This window comes from Brevundimonas sp. (genome assembly GCF_027484365.1).
Lineage (GTDB): Bacteria > Pseudomonadota > Alphaproteobacteria > Caulobacterales > Caulobacteraceae > Brevundimonas.
Window position 1 is genome coordinate 33699 of the sequence record NZ_JAIXTC010000007.1, and the last position, 13705, is coordinate 47403.

The following is a 13705-nucleotide window of genomic DNA, read 5'->3' on the forward strand; positions in this document are numbered from 1 at the left end:
GACGGCCGTCGCGCCCTGGTCGCCGCGCGGGCGGCCGGGGGCGGGTCTCCGCTGGTCTACGTTCCTAATGACCAAGGGATGAAGGCCGTTCAGGCGAATTCCGCCTCGAGGTCAGACAGGCGCGCCGCCTGGTCCTCGGCAATCAGGGCGTTCAGCAACGGATCGAGGTCGCCTTCCATGATCTGGGGCAGGCTGTGCAGGGTCAGGTTGATGCGGTGGTCGCTGACCCGGCCCTGGGGGTAGTTGTAGGTGCGGATCCGTTCCGACCGGTCGCCTGAGCCGACCTGGGACTTGCGGGTGTCGGACCGGGCCTGATCCTTCATCTGGCGCTGCATGTCATAGAGGCGGACGCGCAGGTTCTTCATCGCCTTGTCGCGGTTCACGTGCTGGGACTTCTCCGAGGAGGTCACCACGATCCCGGAGGGGAAGTGGGTGATGCGCACGGCGGAATCGGTCTTGTTGACGTGCTGGCCGCCCGCGCCCGAGGCGCGGAAGGTGTCGATGCGGATGTCCTTGTCGTGGATCTCGATCTCGACGTCCTCGACCTCGGGCAGGACGGCGACCGTGGCGGCCGAGGTATGGATGCGGCCCTGCGTCTCCGTGGCCGGGACGCGCTGCACCCGATGGACGCCGCTCTCGAACTTCAGCCGGCCGAAGACGCCGTCGCCGGTGACCGTGGCGATGATCTCCTTGTAGCCGCCGGCGTCGCCCTCGGTGGCCGAGTCGAGCTCGACCCGCCAGCCGCGCGAGGAGGCGTAGCGCGAATACATGCGGAACAGGTCTCCGGCGAAGATGGCGGCCTCGTCCCCGCCGGTGCCGGCGCGGACTTCCAGCACGGCCGAGGCGTTCTCGTCGGCGTCGCGCGGGGCCAGTAGCAGGGCCACATCGCGCTCCATGTCCGGAAGTCGGGCGTTCAGGGCCTCCAGCTCGTCGGCCGCCATGGCGGCCATCTCGGGGTCCTCGGCCATGGCCTGGAGGTCCTCGATCTCGGCGCGGGACTTCGCCAGGGCCATGACGGCGTCGGCGACCGGCTTCATCTCGGCGTGCTCCTTTGACAGGCGCACGATCTCCTGACCGTCGGTGGCCGCGCCCATGCGGGCCTCCACCTGGTGGAAGCGGTCCAGGACCTGGTCGAGCTTGGACTGGGGCAGGCGCAAGGGCGGAACGTCTCGAAAAGCGAAGGGGCGGAGCCTTATCGCGCGGCGGGCGGCCTGTCGATGCGCGGCGCCCGGAGCGTCACGGCGGATAACATCGGCGTCATGGGGCGTTACCCTTCGCCCGCCCATGCATTAGCTCTGCTGCAAACGGCCCGCGCGCCACTCCCCGGCGCGGGTCGAAAGGGGCTGAATGGACACCTTTCTGCTGTTTCTGATCGTGGGCCTGTTCGCCCAGGCGGTCGATGGCGCCCTGGGCATGGCCTACGGGGTGATCTCGTCGTCGGTGCTGCTGGCCTTCGGCGTGCCGCCCGCGACCGCCTCGGCCAGCGTGCACGGGGCGGAGGTCTTCACCACGGCGGCCTCGGCCGGTTCCCACATCTGGCACAGGAATGTGGAGTGGCGGCTGCTTGTCCCCCTGGCCGTCGCGGGCGTGATCGGCGGCGTCCTGGGGGCCTATGTGCTGGCGGGAATCGAGGGCGACGTGATCAAGCCGTTCGTGATCGCCTACCTGGCCCTGATGGGCGGCTACATCCTGTGGCGCGCGACGCGGAACACGCCCGCCCGCCGGATTCGTCCCGCCTGGATCATGGCGCCCCTCGGGGTCGTCGGCGGATTCTTCGACGCCATCGGGGGAGGCGGCTGGGGTCCGACCGTGTCCTCGACCCTCGTCGGGGCGGGGGCAGAGCCCCGCCGCGCCATCGGCACGGCCAACACCGCCGAGTTCTTCGTCACCGTGGCCATCTCGGCGACCTTCGTCTGGGCTCTCGTCACCGGGCACTGGAAGGACGCCGAGGCCCTGACCAACCATGCCTCGGCCGTGGCGGGTCTGGTGGTCGGCGGCCTGCTGGCCGCCCCGTTCGCGGGCTATATCACCCGGATCGTGCCGCAGCGGGCCCTGACCTATGCCGTGGGCGGCCTTCTGCTGGTGCTGGCGACCTGGCAGGGGCTGCAGCTGGGCGGGGTCATTTAAGCGGGCAGTCGCCGCGGGTCGGCTTTTCGCTATTCGGCGGCTTCGAGGGCCGCCTCGCGGGCCGCGTTCAGTTCGGCCGCCTTGGCCTCGACCAGTTCGACGATCTCGTCGACCATCTTCGCATTGTCGAGTTTGTGGGCGATCTTGCCGTTCAGATAGACCATGCCCGCGCCCTTGCCGCCGCCGGTGAAGCCGACGTCGGTGTAGAGGGCCTCGCCCGGTCCGTTGACGACGCAGCCGATGATCGACAGCGACATCGGGGTGGCGATATGGGCCAGCTTTTCTTCCAGGATGCCCACCGTCTCGATGACGTTGAAGCCCTGACGCGCGCAGGACGGGCAGGCGATGATGTTGACGCCCCGGTGGCGCAGGCCCAGCGACTTGAGGATGTCGAACCCGACCTTGATCTCCTCGACCGGGTCGGCCGCCAGCGAGACGCGGATGGTGTCGCCGATCCCGGCCCACAGCATATTGCCCATGCCGATGGCGGACTTGATCGTGCCGGTGCGCAAGGGGCCCGCCTCGGTGACGCCGAGGTGGAGCGGACAGTCGATGACCTCGGCCAGCTGCTGGTAGGCGGCCACGGTCAGGAAGGGGTCCGACGCCTTCACCGAGATCTTGAACTCGTGGAAGTCGTGGTCCTGAAGGATGCGGGCGTGGTTGAGCGCGCTCTCGACCATGGCGTCGGGGCAGGGCTCGCCGTACTTCTCCAGCAGTTCCTTTTCGAGGGAACCGGCGTTGACGCCGATCCGCATCGAGCAGCCGTGGTCCTTGGCGGCCTGGATGACGTCGCGGACGCGCGACGCATTGCCGATATTGCCCGGATTGATGCGCAGGCAGGCGGCGCCGGCCTCGGCGGCCTCGATGCCGCGTCTGTAGTGGAAATGGATGTCGGCGACGAGCGGGACCTTCGCCTCGCGGGCGATGGTGCGGAAGGCGGCAGTCGAGTCCTCGTCGGGACAGGAGACGCGGACGATGTCGGCCCCGGCCTCCTCCAGCTCGCGGATCTGACCGATCGTCGCACTGGCGTCCGAGGTCGGGGTATTGGTCATCGACTGGACGCTGATCGGGGCGTCGCCGCCGACCGGCACATTGCCCACCATGATCTGGCGAGACTTCCGGCGCTCGATATGGCGCCAGGGACGGATGTGGGAATGGTCAGAGCTCATGACCGGATCAATATAGGCCCGCACAGGAGACAAGGCCATGACGCCGGTTGACGCGTGTCAGCGCGGCGTGACCGTCGTGGCCAGGGTCTCCTGCCCGGTGGAGACCGTCTGCAGCATCGCCGCCTGGGTGGTGGCCGCGGCGCGGGCCGCGGCGGCCTGGGCGGCGAGGGCCTCGGCCTGCATCTGCGCCGTCGTCTGGCGGGCGAGGCCGGCGGCGCGGCTGTTGAGCTGGCTCAGCGGGGTCAGGACGGCCGTCAGGGCGCCGCCGTGTTCGCCGTTCAGATAGATGTCGAAGGCGGTGGGATCGGAGACGTCGATGGTGGCGGCGACGTCGGCGGGGGCGCGCCAGGCCTCTCCGGCCGCCAGCTGGCGCGCGAACAGGACGCGGCCGTCAGCGAGACGGACGACCAGGGCCCCGGCCTTGCGGGCCTGGAGCACGACCTGGGAGGCGGTGGCCGAGGCGCCGTAGATGGCGCCGCGCGGGTTGAAGGCGGCCTGGACCGGCGGGGCGGAGGCGGCCGTGGAGGCGGCCAGGGCGGCGGTGTCGGCCGGGTCGACCCCGGTCAGCTCGGCCTCGAGGCCCGGCGTGATGTAGAGCACCGGCGTGGTCTGGTCGGCCGGCGCCGGCTGGGGCGCACCGACGCGCAGGCCGCTCTGGCCGGGCACATGACCCAGGCTCCAGCTTTCGGGAACCTCGGCGATGTCGGAGGGCTGGGGCGCGCGGATCAGGCTGACACGCTGGAACACGTTCCAGCCGATGACGGCCAGGGCCAGCAGCACGACGGCGCCGATAATGCGGGGCGAGTAGCGACGGACATCCTCGAAGGCCACGCCGGTCGGAGCCTGCAGCGGGACCGAGCCGTCCGGCGTCTCGCGCTTGTAGCGTTCGACGGCGAGCTGTTCGTCGAGGCCGAGGGCGCCGGCGTAGGCGCGCACATAGCCGATGGCGAAGACCCGCGACGGCAGGCCGGAGATGTTGTTTTCCTCGAGCGCGCGCAGATAGCGTTCGTGCACCCGGGTGTCGGCGGCCAGTTCGGCCAGGGATTTGCCCGACAGCTCACGCGCCTTGCGCAGGCCCTCGCCCAGAGTCGCTGCGTCGGTGATGGAGGGCACAGGGTCCTTCCAGTCCGGATGAGCCCGAAACTCGTCGGGGACGGCCCCCGTATCCAGCGCCATTACGCCTTGCCCCACACTCGGCCCGACCGGGAACTCCAGCCGCGCCGTACTCGTCCAAGGCCCGCTTACCACATTGCTGTGACGGTCCCCGCCTCCCCCCGGAGGTGTACCCGTATCGTCCTGTGGATAACCCATTTCAGCCGCCGGTTCAACGTCTTGTTAATCGTGAATCGATCCCGTTGCGGGATTGCTCACAGACCGACGTTCAACTTCCGGGCCAGACTTTCGATTTCGCTGCGGATCGATCCGGCCGAGGAGCCGAGCAGGTTGTTCATGCCGCGCTTCGCCGCCGCGAGGTCGGTCGAGAGGATCATCCGCTTGACCGGTCCGACGCCGCCGGCCGGGGCCGACAGGCGGGTGAAGCCGAGGCAGATGAGGGCGAAGGCCTCCAGCGGACGACCGGCCAGCTCGCCGCAGACCGAGACGGGCGTGCCGGTCTCGGTGCAGGCTTTCTGGATCGACTGGAGCGCCCGCAGGGCGGGGGGCGACAGGGCGTCATAGCGGTCCGAGACCAGCGGGTTGGTCCGGTCGGCGGCGTACATGTACTGGAACAGGTCGTTCGAGCCGATCGAGACGAAGTCGGTCATCGGCAACAGGGCGTCGAGGTGCCAGAGCAGGCTGGGGCACTCGATCATGGCCCCCACGCGCAGCAGGGCCGGCAGCGGCCGCCCGCGACGCCGCGCCCATTCGCATTCGACGTCCACCAGTTCCCGGGCGGCGCGGAACTCGTCCACGGTGGCGATCATCGGGAACATGACGCGCAGTTCGCGCCCGGCACCCGCGGCGAGAAGGGCCCGTAGCTGGAGGCGCAGCAGTGACGGGCGATCAAGGCCGAGGCGGATGGCGCGCCGTCCCAGGGCGGGATTCTCCTCCCGCTCCGTCGTTTCCATGTACGGCAGGACCTTGTCGCCGCCGATGTCGAGGGTCCGGAAGGTGACCGGCCGGTCGCCGGCCGCGTCCAGCACCAGTTTGTAGAGCGCTGTCTGGGAGTTCAGGCGCGGCAGCTCCTCCGACACCATGAACTGGAACTCGGTGCGGAACAGGCCGATGCCCTCGGCACCCGTCTCGTCGAGGTTTTCGAGGTCCACGGCCAGACCCGCGTTGGTCAGCAGGGTGATGCGGGTCCCGTCGGCGGTCACGGCCGGCACGTCGCGCAGCCGGGCGAACTCGGCCTGGCGCTGTTCGCGCAGGGCCATGCGCGACCGGACCGAGTCCAGCATGTCGGAGCGGGGCCGCAGATGGGCCTCGCCGGTCTCGCCGTCGACGATGACGAGGTCGCCCTCGCTGAGCCGGTCGCGCACGCCCTGGAGGCGGCCGACGCAGGGGATCTGCAGGGCCCGGGCGACGATGGCGGCGTGGCTGGCGGCCGAGCCCTCCTCGATCAGCAGGCCCTTGAGCTTGTGGCGCGGATATTCCAGCAGGTCGGCGGGGCCTAGGTTGCGGGCCACCAGGATGGCGTCGTCGGGCAGTTCGCGCTGACCCGGGTTCTCGCCGCCGAGCACGCGCAGCAGCCGGTTGGCCAGGTCCTCGAAGTCGTGCAGCCGTTCCTTGATATAGGGGTCGCGGGCCTGGGCGAAGCGGGCGCGGTGTTCGTTGCGCACCCGGTCCACCGCGGCCTCTGCGGTCAGGCCGCCGCGCACCGCCTCCTCCAGAGACCGGTTCCAGCCCCGGTCGTCGGCGAACATCCGGTAGGTTTCCAGCACCTCGAACGACTGGCCGGCCAGCTTGCCCTGACCCCCGTCGAGCAGGGCGTCGATGGACTTCTTGAGGACCATCAGACCCTCGCGCAGGCGGATTTCCTCGACCTGCTGGTTCTCGGCCAGCAGCCGTTCCGGCGCCAGGGGGGCCTCATGCAGGACGACGTGACCGAAGGCGATGCCCTCGGCGAACCTCTGGCCCTTGATGCGCTCGGGCCGGTGGGGCGCGACCTCGATGTCGCGCAGTTCGTCCTGGGCCAGAAGCTCGCCCGAGGCCACGGTCTCGGCCAGGACCATGGCGATGGTCTGGATGTCCTCGACCTCGTCGGGGTCGTAGCGACGCTCGGCCCGGTTCTGGACCACGAGCACGCCGATGGCCCGGCCGCCGCGCAGCAGGGGGGCGCCGAGGAAGGCGTGGTAGGGATCTTCGCCCGTCTCCGGCCGATAGGCGAAGCTGGGATGGGACGGCGCGTCGGACAGGCTGATCGGCTGGGCGAGGCGCGCGACCTCGCCGACCAGGCCCTCGCCGGGCTTGAGCCGCGTATTGTGCACGGCATCGGGGTTCAGGCCCTGGGTGGCGAACAGCTCGAGCTCGCCCGAGGCGCGGCGCAGATAGATGGAGCAGACCTCGGCCACCATCGACTGGGCTATGGTGCGCACGACCACGTCCAGCCGACCCTGGGCCGGGCCGCCGTCGGCCATCGCCTCACGGATCTGGCGCAGAAGGACGCGCGGTCCCCTGGTCATCGATCCGCCCGCTATGGCCATCCGGTCTCCATGCTCGCCCCCAGGATGGGGACGGATTCAGCCGATACTATACCGCTTCCAGCCCGTAGGCCGAATGCAGGGCGCGAACGGCCAGCTCGGCATAGGCGGCGTCGATCAGGACGCTGATCTTGATCTCCGAGGTCGAGATGGCCTGGAACTTCACGCCCTTGTCCGCCAGGGCCTTGAACATCGTCTGGGCGACACCCGCATGACTGCGCATGCCGACACCGACGACCGAGACCTTGGCCACGTCCTCGTCGACGCGGATTTCCTCGAAGCCGATCTCGGTCTTGGCCGCGCGCATCAGCTCGGCGGCCCGCGAGGCGTCGCGTCGGCCGGTGGTGAAGGTCAGGTTGACCGCCCCCTCGGTGCGGGCCTGGGACTGGACGATCATGTCCACGTTCACGCTGGCCTCGGCCAGGCGGGTGAAGACGTCGGCAGGGGCGTCGACCCGGTCGCCGAGACCCAGCAGGGTGATGCGGGCCTCGTCACGGCTCATGGTCACGCCGGACACGATGCGTTTTTCCACGATTTCCTCCTCGTCGCAGATCAGGGTGCCGGACTTGGCGGGCATCACGCCGTTTTCGTCGGGTTCGATGAAGCTGGACAGGACCCGGACCGGGACCTGTTTCGCCATGGCCAGCTCGACCGAACGGGTCTGGAGCACCTTGGCCCCGAGGGACGCCATCTCCAGCATCTCCTCATAGGAGACCTTCTCGAGCCGTCGGGCTTTGGATTCGATGCGTGGGTCGGTCGTGTAGACCCCGTCCACGTCCGTATAGATGTCGCAGGCGCAGCCCAGGGCCGCCGCCACAGCGACCGCCGAGGTGTCGGATCCGCCCCGGCCCAGGGTGGTGATCCGGCCGCCGGACGTCACGCCCTGGAAGCCCGGGATGATCGCGACCTCTCCGGCGTCGAGCGCGGCGCCGAGCGTTTCGCCCGGCACGTCGACGATGCGGGCCCGGGCGTGGTCGTCGTCGGTGAGGATCGGAATCTGCCAGCCCATCCAGCTGCGCGCATTCAGACCCATGTTGCGCAGGGTCAGCGCCAGCAGGCCCGAGGTCACCTGTTCGCCCGAGGCGACGACGACGTCGTATTCATCATCCGACAGGGGCAGGCCGGGCGCGGCCCCGCCGGCGCCGTCGGTCCAGGCCACCAGCTCGTTGGTCTTGCCCGCCATGGCCGAGACGACGACGGCCACCGAATGGCCGGCCTTGACCTCTGCGGCGACGATGCGCGCGGCGCGGCGAATCCGCTCCAGGTCGCCCATGGAGGTGCCGCCGAACTTCATCACCAGTCGTTTGGTTGTCGGCCGCGTCATCGTGGCGTTCGTCCCCGTCTTGCAAGAGGGCCGCAAAAGGGGTTCACCCTTGCGCCCATGGCCGCTTCTACCGACCCGTCGCCGATGCGCAAACCCCAAACGGGGCAAGGTTTTTCCGATAAGGCCGAAGGCGCCAGCATCGACCCCGCTGACGTGGCCCGGTTCTCGGCCCAGGCGGCGGAATGGTGGGACGCGACGGGGCCGTTCGCGCCGCTTCACAGGTTCAATCCCGCGCGTCTGGCCTTCATCCGCGACCGGGTCGCCGAACGGTTCGGCCGCGACCCGAAGACGCGCGCGCCGTTCGAAGGCCTGACCCTGATCGACATCGGCTGCGGCGGCGGCCTGATCGCCGAGCCGATGCGGCGGATGGGGTTCCAGGTCACGGCCGTCGACGCCTCGTCCGAGAATATCGGCACGGCCCGGGCCCATGCCGCCGAACAGGGCCTGGACATCGCCTATCGCGCCGCGACCGTCGAACAGGTCGAGGGTGAAGGCGCGGGGCCGTTCGATGTCGTTCTGGTGCTGGAGATCATCGAGCATGTCGCTGACCCGGAGGCCTTCATCCGCGCCTGTTCACGTCTGGTCGCGCCGGGCGGGATCATGGTGGTGGCGACGCTGAACCGGACGCTGAAGTCGCTGGCCCTGGGCAAGGTCGCGGCGGAATACGTGCTTCGGTGGGTCCCGGCGGGCACACATGACTGGCGCCAGTTCCTCAAGCCGGACGAGATCCGGTCGATGCTGGCGGGCGAGCCCCTCGAGGTGACCGGCCCGTTCGGCCTGGAGTATTCGCTTCTCAGCGACCGCTGGCGTGAGAGCGCCGACGCGGACATCAATTTCATGATGCTGGCGACACGGGACTGACGGCCAGGCTTACGGCGATTTCATCCAGCTGTCGGTTTTGTAACGGGATTCGGACGATCCGGGCTGGCATTGGGGACTCCTCGCAATGGAGACCTCCCGATGAAACGCCTTCTGACCCTGACCGCGACCGCGGCCGTCCTCGCCTCCGCCCTGATGACCTCGGGCTGCATCATGGTGAACGGCGCCGACATGAGCGACGAAGCCGCCTGGCACGGCAACAACGCCCAGCCGTTCGACGCCGCCCGTGACGACTGCGACGAACGCACCGAGAGCCGCGACGCCTTCCGCGCCTGTATGGCCGAGAAGGGCTGGACCCGCAGCTAGACGGTTCGGACCATGTAGCGGGCGTCGGAGCCGTAGCTGGCCAGTTTGGCCGTCATCTCCGGCGTCTGCCGCACCGCGAATCCGTGACCGCGCCAGAAGTCGACGGCGTCATTGACGGCGACCAGGGCGATGGTCGCCCAGCCCCCCGCCCGCGCCAGATCGACCACCGCCTGCACGGCCGGTTTCGACCAGCCCTGGCCCCGGACCGCCGGGGTAAGGGCAAGGTCGTGGAGATACAAAACCCCGGCGTCCGCCGGGATCGCCTCGATCAGGGTGTTCAGGGTCGGCGCCGCCCCCTCCCGCCAGGGATAGGCGACCAGATAGCCCTCCAGCCCGCCCGGCGTCTGGAGCACGAAACAGCCCGGGGCGTTGAACGCCAGCCGGTTCGCGAAACAGGGGCGGCCCTCGAAATGGTCGGGAAAGCCGATGACGGCGATCTCCGCGACCCGGTCGAGATCGGCCGCGGTCATCGACCGCCAGCCGGTTGCTCCCACCTCAGTTGGCCTTGGTCGGGTCGATCGGGGCCGGCGGCAGGGCGGCGCAGGGGATGCCGTCCTCTTTCAGGGCCCTGACCTCGGCGGGCGTGGCCTCGCCGTAGATTTCGCGTTTCTCGGACCGGCCCTCATGGATGTCGCGGGCCTCGCGGGCGAAGGCATCGCCGACATAGTCGAAATTCTGCTCGACGTGGCTGCGCACCTCGCGGGCGGCCTGCATCATCATCGTCTGGACCTTCGCCGCCGTGTCCGGATCGGCGCCGCGCCTTTTCGTGCCCGCCACGGCCGGGGCCATGATCTGTTTGGCGACGGCCCGGGAGCCGCAGAAGGGGCATTCGACGAGGCCGCGCGCCGCCTGGTCGTCATAGTCCGAGGACGAGCTGAACCAAGCCTCGAACGGGTGGCTGTGATCGCAGGCGAGGGCGTAGCGGATCATGGCGCCGTGAACTCGCGGTCGTGACGCAGGGCGGGCACCGAGGCGCGGGCCGTCTCGACGGCGGCGAAGTCGAGCGTCGCATGCAGCACGCCGGGTTCGTCGTGATCCAATTTGGCGATCACCTCGCCCCAGGGGCCGACGACGGTCGACCGGCCCCAGGTCCTGCGGCCGTCCTCGTGCGTCCCGCCCTGGGCGGGGGCGAGGACGAAGGCGCCGGTCTCGATGGCGCGGGCGCGCAACAGGGTCTCCCAATGGGCCTCGCCCGTCGGGACGGTAAAGGCGGCGGGGACCGAGATCATGCAGGCCCCTGCCTTGGCCAGCTGGCGGAACAGGTGGGGGAAGCGGATGTCGTAGCAGACCGCCATCCCCAGACGGCCCCAGGGCGTGTCGGCCACGGCCGCGCCGTCGCCGGGCCGGATGGTCGCGCTCTCGCGGTAGGTCTCGCCATTGGGCAGGTCGACGTCGAAGACGTGCAGCTTGTCATAGCGGGCGACGATGCCGCCGTTGGCGTCGATCAGCAGGGAGCGGTTGGCGGCACGGTCGTCGCCCTCATGCTCCGACCTGACGATGGCCGAGCCGATCAGGATCCAGACGCCCAGCTCGGCCGCCAGATGTCGCAGGCCCACGACCACACCATCCTGCCGCTCGCTGACGATGGCGAGGCCGCGCCGGTCCCTGCGCTGTTCCAGGAGGTTCGAGCCTTCGGGCGTCAGGATGAATTTGGCGCCCTCCGCCGCCGCCTGACGGATCAGGGGTTCGATGTGGGCCAGAGCCGCCGCCTGCGTGGCAGGGGTGCGGGTCTGGATCAGGGCGATGGGCAGACCCGCTGACATTCAGGCCGCCAGAAGGTCGTCGAGCTGGCCGCGCCGGTCCAGCGCACTCATGTCGTCGGAGCCGCCGATGTGTTTTCCGTTGATGAAGATCTGGGGGAAGGTGGCCTTGCCGCCGGACTTCTGGATCATCTCGGCCTTCTTTTCCGGATCGTTGGAGGCCACGATCTCGGTGAAATCGACGCCCTTGCGCGTCAGCAGACCCATGGCCGCGATGCAGTAGGGGCAACCGGGTTTGGTGTAGAGGACGACGTCGGCCAAGGCGGATCTCCGAAAGTGCATTTTGATCGACCGTGCACGGTGCAAAGGCCGTGCAGGTCGAACCGTTCGCCTATCTAGGCAGTTCCCGCGCGGTTCGCACCCTCGCGATGACGGCGACGTCCACGGCGCGGGCTCCGGCGTCCAGCAAGACCCGGGTGCAGGCTTCGGCCGTGGCCCCGGTGGTCAGGACATCGTCGATCAGAAGGATCCGCCGACCTCGAACCTGTCGCGCCCCGGATTCGCTGACGGCGAAGGCGGATCTCACATTGAGTTTGCGGCCTCTCAGGCTCTTGCCGCCCTGGGTTCCGGTGGCGCGGGCGCGGATCAGGGCGTCAGGCAGATAGTCGCGCTTCGCCGTCCGGGCCAGGGGCCGGGCGATCTCGGCGGCCTGGTTGAAGCGCCGGGCCAGAAGTCGGGAGGGGTGCAGGGGCACGGGCACAACGGCGTCGCAGTCCTCGATCAGGGGCGCGGCGGCGCGGCCCAGCCAGCGGGCGAACAGGGCGGCGAACTGCTGCTGGTCGCCATGTTTGAACTTCAGGATCAGCCCGCGGGAGGCATTGTCATAGACGCAGGCGGCGCGGGTCCGGGCGAAACCATAGGGCTGGGCGATACAGGGGGCGCAGCGGTCGGAGGCGAAGTCGCCGCCGTCATACTCAAACGCCGCCCCGCAGCCGTCGCAGACCGGGTCCTCCAGAAAGATCACCCGGCTCCAGGCGCCCGCGGTCAGCCCCGCGGCGGCGGTGGCCTCACGGCTGTCGTGGGCCATGGGCGGCAGGATCAGATCCGCCACGCCGCGCCCGAACGCCGTCAGACCGCGACCGATCCGTGACCGGCCGTCTTCCCAACGCCCTCCCCAACCCCCATCCTGAACAGCCATGACCGAAACCGGCCCTCCCCTGATCTTCGACGCCGCACGGCGGGCCGCCCGGCTGGCGCGGTCGGAGCGCCGCTTCGCCGACGCCGACTTCCTGCATCGCCGTGCCGCCGAGAACGCCGTTCTCAGTCTGGAGGCGACCTTGCGGGAGTTTCCGGTCGCCGTCGACCTGTCGGCGCATCCGGCTCCGTTCGCCCTGGCCCTGGCCGACAGCGACGCCGCAGGTCGGGTCGGGGCGCCGCGGGCGGTCGGGGATCGGTCGGACCGGGCGGGGCCGGGGGCGAGGACCCTGGAGATCGAGGCGGGGTCGGTCGATCTGATCGTGTCGCTGATGACGCTGCACTGGGCCAATGACCTGCCCGGCGCGCTGAGCCAGATCCGGCGGGCCCTGAAGCCGGACGGGCTGTTTCTCGGGACCCTGCTGGGCGCGGGGACGCTGAAAGAGTTGCGCGGGGTGCTGACCGAGGCCGAGCTGGCCGAACGCGGCGGGGCCCAGGCGCGGGTCTCGCCCTTCGCCGACGGGTTCGACGGGGCGGGCTTGTTGCAGAGGGCGGGGTTCGCCCTGCCGGTGGCGGACGTGGACAGGCTGACGGTGCGCTATCCGGACCTGTTCGCCCTGATCCGCGACCTGCGCGCCATGGGCGAGACCAATGTGCTGGCGGGGACGATCCGCCCCCTGACCCGGCCGATCATCGCGCGGGCGGCGGCCCTTTATTCAGATCGGTACGGCGAGGCGGACGGCCGTATCCCGGCGACGTTCGAGATCGTCAATCTGGCCGGTTGGGCTCCGCACGAGAGCCAGCCAAAGCCCCTGCCGCGCGGTTCGGCCAGGGTCCGCCTCGCCGACGCCCTGGGCGTGGTCGAGCACGGCCGGCGGGGCGACTAGAGGGGCGAGGCCTCGACCAGCACCTCGGTACGGCGGCGCAGGGGTTCGGCCAGGCCCGAGGCGGTCGTCGCCCCCTGGTCGCCGGCGGCGGACAGTTCAAAGGCCGGCGTCGGCCAGCCGGCGGCCGTCAGCGCCTCGGCGACCGCCAGGGCACGCTGTTCGGACAGGGCCTGGTTGGCGTCCGCGCCGCCCGTCGATGAGGCCAGCCCGAGGACCCGGACCATGGTGATCCTGCAGCCCTGAAGCTGGGTCGCGGTCAGACCGATGGCCGTTCGCGCCGCGTCGGTCAGGGTCGCCTGGTCCTCAGCGAAATAGATGTCGAACCGCCTTGCGGCGCAGGCCGAGGGTTCGGCCACCAGATCTTCCCGCCTCGGTGTTCCGGGCGTCGAACACCCCGTCAGGGCCACCGCCGCCAGACTCGCCGCCAGAGCCGTCGATCGCATCGTCATCTCGCCCGCTCCGTGATCTCGTCATGGCAAGG

General features: G+C 69.8%; 15 protein-coding genes. 4 read left to right on the plus strand and 11 right to left on the minus strand.

The window, feature by feature from the left end:
• Positions 1-89: 89 nt before the first annotated feature.
• On the minus strand, positions 90-1157 hold the full coding sequence (prfA, locus tag Q0044_RS02005) for a peptide chain release factor 1 (RefSeq protein WP_298158852.1): 1068 nt from the start codon (positions 1155-1157) through the stop codon (positions 90-92).
• A gap of 190 nt (positions 1158-1347) precedes the next feature.
• Here prfA and Q0044_RS02010 point away from each other — a divergent pair, with 190 nt between their 5' ends.
• Positions 1348-2127 carry a sulfite exporter TauE/SafE family protein gene (locus tag Q0044_RS02010; protein ID WP_298158854.1) on the plus strand — a complete coding sequence of 260 codons (780 nt, stop codon included), beginning with the start codon at positions 1348-1350 and terminating at the stop codon, positions 2125-2127.
• Positions 2128-2156: 29 nt separating this feature from the next.
• Here the strand turns inward: Q0044_RS02010 and ispG are convergent, their stop codons facing one another.
• From ispG to Q0044_RS02030, 4 genes are all read right to left on the minus strand, one after another.
• On the minus strand, positions 2157-3296 hold the full coding sequence (gene ispG / locus Q0044_RS02015) for a flavodoxin-dependent (E)-4-hydroxy-3-methylbut-2-enyl-diphosphate synthase (RefSeq protein WP_298158857.1): 1140 nt from the start codon (positions 3294-3296) through the stop codon (positions 2157-2159).
• Positions 3297-3353: 57 nt separating this feature from the next.
• A complete protein-coding gene (locus Q0044_RS02020) occupies positions 3354-4409 on the minus strand; it encodes a helix-turn-helix domain-containing protein (RefSeq protein ID WP_298158861.1) in 1056 nt (351 codons plus the stop codon).
• A 254-nt stretch (positions 4410-4663) separates the two neighbouring features.
• Positions 4664-6937 (minus strand): phosphoenolpyruvate--protein phosphotransferase, encoded by a 2274-nt coding sequence (ptsP, locus tag Q0044_RS02025; protein ID WP_298158863.1) that lies wholly within the window; start codon positions 6935-6937, stop codon positions 4664-4666.
• Between the two features lie 46 nt (positions 6938-6983).
• On the minus strand, positions 6984-8258 hold the full coding sequence (locus Q0044_RS02030; RefSeq protein ID WP_298158865.1) for an aspartate kinase: 1275 nt from the start codon (positions 8256-8258) through the stop codon (positions 6984-6986).
• A gap of 84 nt (positions 8259-8342) precedes the next feature.
• Between Q0044_RS02030 and ubiG the strand changes: the two genes are divergently transcribed.
• Both ubiG and Q0044_RS02040 read left to right on the plus strand, forming a co-directional pair.
• On the plus strand, positions 8343-9119 hold the full coding sequence (gene ubiG / locus Q0044_RS02035) for a bifunctional 2-polyprenyl-6-hydroxyphenol methylase/3-demethylubiquinol 3-O-methyltransferase UbiG (protein ID WP_298158868.1): 777 nt from the start codon (positions 8343-8345) through the stop codon (positions 9117-9119).
• A gap of 99 nt (positions 9120-9218) precedes the next feature.
• Positions 9219-9443 carry a hypothetical protein gene (locus tag Q0044_RS02040; RefSeq protein WP_298158871.1) on the plus strand — a complete coding sequence of 75 codons (225 nt, stop codon included), beginning with the start codon at positions 9219-9221 and terminating at the stop codon, positions 9441-9443.
• On the opposite strand, the gene Q0044_RS02045 is transcribed toward Q0044_RS02040, so the two are convergent.
• The 5 genes from Q0044_RS02045 to Q0044_RS02065 form a co-directional block, all read right to left on the minus strand.
• On the minus strand, positions 9440-9913 hold the full coding sequence (locus Q0044_RS02045) for a GNAT family N-acetyltransferase (RefSeq protein WP_298158874.1): 474 nt from the start codon (positions 9911-9913) through the stop codon (positions 9440-9442). The genes Q0044_RS02040 and Q0044_RS02045 overlap by 4 nt on opposite strands.
• A gap of 25 nt (positions 9914-9938) precedes the next feature.
• A complete protein-coding gene (locus Q0044_RS02050) occupies positions 9939-10373 on the minus strand; it encodes a DUF1178 family protein (RefSeq protein WP_298158877.1) in 435 nt (144 codons plus the stop codon).
• On the minus strand, positions 10370-11206 hold the full coding sequence (locus Q0044_RS02055; protein WP_298158879.1) for a carbon-nitrogen hydrolase family protein: 837 nt from the start codon (positions 11204-11206) through the stop codon (positions 10370-10372). The genes Q0044_RS02050 and Q0044_RS02055 overlap by 4 nt, the downstream gene beginning before the upstream one ends.
• Positions 11207-11464: a glutaredoxin 3 gene (gene grxC, locus Q0044_RS02060; RefSeq protein ID WP_298158882.1), complete on the minus strand. Its 258-nt coding sequence runs from the start codon at positions 11462-11464 to the stop codon at positions 11207-11209.
• A 70-nt stretch (positions 11465-11534) separates the two neighbouring features.
• Positions 11535-12341 carry a ComF family protein gene (locus Q0044_RS02065; RefSeq protein ID WP_298158885.1) on the minus strand — a complete coding sequence of 269 codons (807 nt, stop codon included), beginning with the start codon at positions 12339-12341 and terminating at the stop codon, positions 11535-11537.
• Here Q0044_RS02065 and Q0044_RS02070 point away from each other — a divergent pair.
• Positions 12340-13224, plus strand: a complete 885-nt coding sequence (locus Q0044_RS02070; protein ID WP_298158887.1) for a methyltransferase domain-containing protein — start codon at positions 12340-12342, stop codon at positions 13222-13224. The two genes, Q0044_RS02065 and Q0044_RS02070, sit on opposite strands and share 2 nt — an antisense overlap.
• On the opposite strand, the gene Q0044_RS02075 is transcribed toward Q0044_RS02070, so the two are convergent.
• Positions 13221-13673 carry an OmpA family protein gene (locus Q0044_RS02075; RefSeq protein WP_298158889.1) on the minus strand — a complete coding sequence of 151 codons (453 nt, stop codon included), beginning with the start codon at positions 13671-13673 and terminating at the stop codon, positions 13221-13223. The two genes, Q0044_RS02070 and Q0044_RS02075, sit on opposite strands and share 4 nt — an antisense overlap.
• Between the last annotated feature and the right edge of the window lie 32 nt (positions 13674-13705).

Coding starts and splice junctions, on each gene's coding strand:
- Q0044_RS02010 (WP_298158854.1), top strand. CDS start 1,348: ATGGACACCTTTCTGCTGTTTCTGATCGTGGGCCTGTTCGCCCAGGCG.
- ispG (WP_298158857.1), bottom strand. CDS start 3,296: ATGAGCTCTGACCATTCCCACATCCGTCCCTGGCGCCATATCGAGCGC.
- ptsP (WP_298158863.1), bottom strand. CDS start 6,937: ATGGCCATAGCGGGCGGATCGATGACCAGGGGACCGCGCGTCCTTCTG.
- Q0044_RS02030 (WP_298158865.1), bottom strand. CDS start 8,258: ATGACGCGGCCGACAACCAAACGACTGGTGATGAAGTTCGGCGGCACC.
- ubiG (WP_298158868.1), top strand. CDS start 8,343: ATGCGCAAACCCCAAACGGGGCAAGGTTTTTCCGATAAGGCCGAAGGC.
- Q0044_RS02040 (WP_298158871.1), top strand. CDS start 9,219: ATGAAACGCCTTCTGACCCTGACCGCGACCGCGGCCGTCCTCGCCTCC.
- Q0044_RS02045 (WP_298158874.1), bottom strand. CDS start 9,913: ATGACCGCGGCCGATCTCGACCGGGTCGCGGAGATCGCCGTCATCGGC.
- Q0044_RS02050 (WP_298158877.1), bottom strand. CDS start 10,373: ATGATCCGCTACGCCCTCGCCTGCGATCACAGCCACCCGTTCGAGGCT.
- Q0044_RS02055 (WP_298158879.1), bottom strand. CDS start 11,206: ATGTCAGCGGGTCTGCCCATCGCCCTGATCCAGACCCGCACCCCTGCC.
- Q0044_RS02070 (WP_298158887.1), top strand. CDS start 12,340: ATGACCGAAACCGGCCCTCCCCTGATCTTCGACGCCGCACGGCGGGCC.
- Q0044_RS02065 (WP_298158885.1), bottom strand. CDS start 12,341: ATGGCTGTTCAGGATGGGGGTTGGGGAGGGCGTTGGGAAGACGGCCGG.
- Q0044_RS02075 (WP_298158889.1), bottom strand. CDS start 13,673: ATGACGATGCGATCGACGGCTCTGGCGGCGAGTCTGGCGGCGGTGGCC.